The organism is Martelella sp. (genome assembly GCF_984369615.1).
The window spans coordinates 1-3,785 of the sequence record NZ_CFHTCS010000396.1; the positions used below are offsets into that span (position 1 = coordinate 1).

Annotated in this window: 3 protein-coding genes; 1 reads left to right on the plus strand and 2 read right to left on the minus strand. The window is 64.0% G+C overall.

What is annotated here, in order from left to right; genetic code table 11:
• Positions 1-117: 117 nt before the first annotated feature.
• The gene (locus tag AC5DC2_RS20985) at positions 118-1,191 is read left to right on the plus strand and encodes an ABC transporter ATP-binding protein (RefSeq protein WP_491699895.1); all 1,074 of its coding nucleotides are present in this window, start codon (positions 118-120) and stop codon (positions 1,189-1,191) included.
• 12 nt (positions 1,192-1,203) lie between these two features.
• Here the strand turns inward: AC5DC2_RS20985 and AC5DC2_RS20990 are convergent, their stop codons facing one another.
• Together AC5DC2_RS20990 and AC5DC2_RS20995 are read right to left on the minus strand one after the other, a co-directional pair.
• Positions 1,204-2,631 (minus strand): aldehyde dehydrogenase family protein, encoded by a 1,428-nt coding sequence (locus AC5DC2_RS20990; protein WP_491699893.1) that lies wholly within the window; start codon positions 2,629-2,631, stop codon positions 1,204-1,206.
• Positions 2,632-2,809: 178 nt separating this feature from the next.
• Positions 2,810-3,785 (minus strand): FAD-dependent monooxygenase (locus AC5DC2_RS20995; RefSeq protein WP_491699894.1); only part of this gene is annotated, 976 nt, incomplete at its 5' end.

A 3,785-nucleotide genomic window follows, 5' to 3' on the forward strand; every position in this document is an offset into this window, starting at 1 on the left:
TACAGACATGTGAAGTCAACATTGGACAGGAGTTTTTCACCAACTTTGCTGATGTGTGTCCTTCATTGGTAGCGCTTCGGCGAGAGCTGGCTTCGGCCAAAGCAATGGAAACAAGCACTGGCGACGAAGGCCACGTTCGTCTCTGCCGTCCACGCTGCGCTCGAGGTGATCCACGGCGTCTCGCTCGACATTCAGGATGGCGAATTCGTGGCCCTTGTCGGTCCGTCCGGCTGCGGCAAGTCCACGCTGTTGCGCATGATCGCGGGGCTGGAGGAAATTACCGGCGGGGACATTTCCATCGGCGGCGAGATCGTCAACGACCTGACGCCGCGCGAGCGCAACATCGCCATGGTGTTCCAGTCCTATGCGCTCTATCCGCACATGACGGTGGCTGAAAACATGGGCTTCAACCTGCGCCTTGCCAAGCGTCCCAAGGCGGAGATCGAGGAACGGGTAGGGGAGGCGGCGCGCATGCTTGACCTGACGGCGCTTCTTGACCGCAAGCCCTCGCAGCTCTCCGGCGGCCAGCGCCAGCGCGTTGCCATGGGCCGCGCCGTGGTGCGCAATCCGGCCGTCTTCCTGTTTGACGAGCCGCTGTCGAACCTCGACGCCAAGCTTCGGGTGCAGATGCGTTCGGAGATCAAGACGCTGCACCAGCGCGTCGAGACCACTTCCATTTATGTCACCCACGACCAGATCGAGGCGATGACGCTCGCCGACCGCGTGGTGGTCCTGAACAAGGGGCATATCGAGCAGCAGGGCACGCCGCTCGAACTCTACAAGAAACCGGCGAACCTGTTTGTTGCCGCCTTCATCGGCTCGCCGGCGATGAACCTTCTGCCGGCGATCATCGAGGCGGACGAGGGCGTGCCCTCGGTGCGCTTTTCCGATGGCACGCTGCTGCCGATCTCGAAGAGCCACCACGGCATCGCCCGCGGCCAGAAGGTGACGGTGGGACTTCGCCCCGAACATCTGAACCCGGATATCGGCAATGGCGCGGTGATCAAGGGGACCGCGCTTCTGGTGGAACCGACCGGCGCACAGAGCCATGTCGTTTTCGAGCTTGGCGGCCAGCAGGTCACCGCGATCATCGATGGCGAGCGCGAGATCCATCACGACGACCCGTTCGAGGCGAAGATCGATCCCGAACGGGTTCACATTTTCGATGCGGAAACCGGCGCTGCGCTTTGAGCGCAGGGCGGCTTACGGCTGCCAGCCGACAATACCCTTGATTTCGAGGAAATCGTCGATCGCCCAGTCGGCATATTCGCGGCCGTTGCCGGACTGCTTGTAGCCGCCAAAGGGGGCCATCGTGTCCCAGTCGGGATAGTTGAGATAGACCGATCCCGCGCGGATGCGCCGGGCAACGGCCCGGGCATGTTCGAGATTGCCCGACTGGACATAGGCGCCAAGCCCGTAAACCGTGTCATTGGCGATTTCGACGGCCTCGTCCTCGTCCTCATAGGGAAGGATTGACAGCACGGGCCCGAAGATTTCCTCGCGCGCGATCGTCATGTCGTTCTTCACATGGGCGAAAACCGTGGGGCGGACATAATAGCCGCGCTCAAGGCCTTCCGGCTTGCCGGGGCCGCCCGTGACCAGCGTCGCGCCTTCGGCAATGCCCGTCTCGATCAGGCGCTGGATCTTGTCATATTGCTGTTTCGAGACCACCGGGCCAAGCATGCTCGTCTCCGCGCGCGGATCGCCGGTGACATGGCTCTCGGCCGCTGCCCTGGCGTAGGCCAGCGCCTCGTCGTGGCGGTCGGCGGGCACCAGCATGCGGGTGGGTGCATCGCAGGACTGGCCGGAATTCTCAAAGCAGGAGGCGACGCCGGAGCGTACGGCCGCTTCAAGATCGGCATCGGGCAGGATGATGTTCGGGGACTTGCCGCCGAGTTCCTGCGCCACGCGCTTGACGGTATCGGCCGCCGTCTTGGCAACGATGATGCCGGCGCGGGTGGACCCGGTGAAGGACACCATATCGACGTCCTTGTGGCCGGACATGACCTGGCCGACATCGGGCCCGGTGCCCTGCACCATGTTATAGACCCCCTTCGGCGTGCCGGCCGCTTCCATCACCTCGGAGAAGATAACGCCGGAGATCGGCGCGATCTCGGAGGGTTTCAGCACCATGGTGCAGCCGGCGGCTATTGCCGGCGCCACCTTGCAGACGATCTGGTTCAGGGGCCAGTTCCAGGGCGTGATCAGCGCGCAGACGCCGATCGGCTCGCGCAGGATCATCGCCTTGCCGCGCGGCTTCTCGAACTCAAAATCCTCAAGCGCCCTGATCGTCGCTTCCAGGTGACCGCGCCCGGCGGCGGCCTGGGAGCCGCGGGCAAAGCCGATCGGCGCGCCCATTTCGCGGCTGACGGCCTCGGCAATATCGTCGTATCTGTCGTTATAGGCTTCAAGGATACGCCTGAGGAGGGCGAGCCGTTCGTCCTTCGTGGTCAGGCAAAAGGTTTCGAACGCCGCTCTGGCGGCGACCACCGCCCGGTCGACATCGCCAGCCGCGCCGATGGAGATGGACGTGAAGGCCTCCTCGGTGGCGGGGTTGATCACATCCAGCGTTTTCGGCGTGATCGGGTCCACCCAGGCGCCGTCGATGAAGAATTTGAGATTGTCGGTCATGGCCTCGCTCCCTGGCGTATCGGCCCGAAAATCGGAATTGATTTTCGGAAAGCACGATGCGCAGATTCAATAGGCTAGAGCGTCCTTTGTGCGTCCGAATGGACGCACGGCGCTCTAGAAAAATGCCTCGCCCGGACGAGGTGCCCGGACGCTTTGATGCGGTGTTGCTCCGGGATCGTCAGAGCGGCTCGCCGGACAGAAGCTTCGGCTTGTCGTGCATGGTCCGCCCGGCGGCTTCCTCGATGAAATAGCGCTTCAGGCCGGGCATGCGGTCCACGACCCCGAGGCCAAAATCGCGGGCGACACGCAGCGGGCCGATGTCATTGGAGAAAAGCCGGTTGAGGACGTCCGTGGTCATGCCCATGCGCACCGTATCGAAGCGGCGCCAGCGCTGATAGCGCTCCAGCGTATCCATGGCGCCGATGTCGAGCCCCATCCGGTCGGCCTCGACGATGGTTTCGGCCAGCGCCGCCACATCCTTGAAGCCGAGATTGAGGCCCTGGCCGGAAATCGGATGGATGCCGTGGGCGGCATCGCCGGCAAGCGCAAGGCGCGGCGCGATGAAGGCGCGCGACAGCGTGAGGCCAAGCGGGAAGGCTCGTCTGCCGCCGGCGAGCGAGAGCTTGCCGAGATGATGTCCGAAACGGCGCTCGAGCTCTACCTCGAACACCATGTCGTCGCTTTCGACCAGACGTTTGGCGTCGTCCGTGCGCTCGGTCCAGACCAGCGACGAACGGTTGCCCTTTAGCGGCAGGATGGCGAAGGGGCCGGCCGGCAGGAAATGTTCCTCCGCGCGGCCATTATGCGGGCGCTCATGGGAAACGGTGGTGACGATGCCGGACTGGCCGTAATCGAATTTCACCGTCTTGATGCCCGCCATGTCCCTGAGCCGCGAGCGCACGCCGTCGCAAGCGACGACGAGCCGCGTGGCGATCTCCTCGCCGCCGGCAAGCGTGATCCTTGCATGGCCGCCATTGTTCTCGAAGGCCGTGACGGCAGCCCCGTGGCGGATGGCAATACCGAGTTCGTCCGCCTTCTGCCGGAGGGCGCGGACCATGGAGACGTTCGGGATCATGTAGGCGAAGGGTTCATTCGTCGCGGCGCGGTCGGCAAAGGTCAGGAAGACCGGCTTCACCGGCTCGCCGGTCTTCGAA

Bases quoted from the DNA above. Each gene is read 5' to 3' on its own strand.
- AC5DC2_RS20990 (WP_491699893.1), bottom strand. From the start codon at position 2,631: ATGACCGACAATCTCAAATTCTTCATCGACGGCGCCTGGGTGGACCCG.